Below are 1,472 nucleotides of genomic sequence, written 5' to 3'. Positions count from 1 at the left end.
TAAACTGGCACCTATGTCAAGGACACTATAGAAAAGAGCTTAAGCAACTAGAAGGTGATTCCTATATTGGATAGGGGTCATCTTTTTTAGATTCCACTGATATCGATAATTGTTATAGTAAACCATATAATGATTTATTTTTGCCTTCAATTCTTTCAACGTTTTAGCCGATTTATAATCAACATCATCTTTTAGATGCCCAAAGAATGACTCTTGAGGAGCATTATCCCAACAGTTTCCTCTGCGAGACATAGATTGTCCAAGACCATACTTATTTAATAACTTTTGATATCTTGGACTAGTGTAATGACTTCCTTGATCGGAATGGATGAAGGCTTCTGGATGTAGAGTCACTTTCTTGTTGTTCATTAATTTCTGTATAGTCTTAGTTGCGATGTCTAAAGTAACCCGATCGGAAACATGATAAGCTAAGATTTCGTTAGTGGAGGCATCTTTTACGGTCGACAAATAAGCCATACAATTCCCGTTATATGGCAAATAAGTAATATCCGTTAATAATACTTTTCCTGGAACGCCTTGCTTGAACTCTCTGTTTAATTTATTTGGAACGACCTGATGCTCCTTAGTTGCTTTAGCAATCTTTTTATAAGGATTCGGTCTTCTATGTGGGCAGACAATGCCATATTTCCTCATGATTCTCTGTATCTTTTTACGACTATAGATAATACCATAGTCCTTTTCTAGTATCATTTTTATAGAACGTGACCCTTTCTTATATCCTCGATGATTAAATGCCTTTAATATAATCTTTTTTGCCTCTTGGTCTAATCGTTCTCTTGCTTCTCGGCTGCTGGATGCCTTTAAGTAGCTATAATAGCCCGAACGGGATACATCTAATAGCTGACAAAAATACGAGGTCATTCCTTTAAAACGATTCTTGTCAATGGTCTCATAAATCAACTGATATACTTTACTCGGTTCTAGATTTTCTCTTGCGTTTAGCAGCCTCCTTTCTGTCACTTCTAGCTTTTTTAATAGCTCTACCTGCCCCTCGAGTAGCTTAATTCTTGCTTCCTGTCTCTCGATCACCTCAGAAGGGGTTAGCTCTCGTTTTAATGGTCTGCCCGAACTTACTTTCCTTGAATCTGTAAGACCGATTAATCCATTCTTTTCATATGCCCTCTTCCACCTACAAGCAGCTTGTTCTATTCTACTTTGCCCTATAATCTCAATATCGAAGCCGTTCTCCATAAAAATTTGACGCGGAAGTTTGCCGGACAGATACTCATCCATAAATCTATTTTTAAAGGTGTCAGTATATGTAATAGCTTTTTCACTAACACGTTGAACATTTGGATTCTGTTGTAGTGCTTTAATCTCTTTAGCTGAAAATGTAATCTTACTCATGTTGTCTCACCTAATCCCCATATCTTGAAATTCAAGTATATTAAAAAATACCTGTAGATAAAACACTCTTTTTTTGAGTGTCTTAACTACAGGTACCATATTAA

General features: G+C 36.3%; 1 protein-coding gene. It reads right to left on the bottom strand.

Going from position 1 to position 1,472, the window contains the following annotated elements:
* Positions 1-39 precede the first annotated feature (39 nt).
* Positions 40-1,368: an IS3 family transposase gene (locus PZE06_RS25705; protein ID WP_275792091.1), complete on the bottom strand. Its 1,329-nt coding sequence runs from the start codon at positions 1,366-1,368 to the stop codon at positions 40-42.
* Between the last annotated feature and the right edge of the window lie 104 nt (positions 1,369-1,472).

It is taken from the genome of Robertmurraya sp. DFI.2.37 (genome assembly GCF_029211245.1).
Classification (GTDB): domain Bacteria; phylum Bacillota; class Bacilli; order Bacillales; family Cytobacillaceae; genus Robertmurraya; species Robertmurraya methanolica_A.
This window is presented reverse-complemented; position numbering and strand designations above follow the sequence as displayed.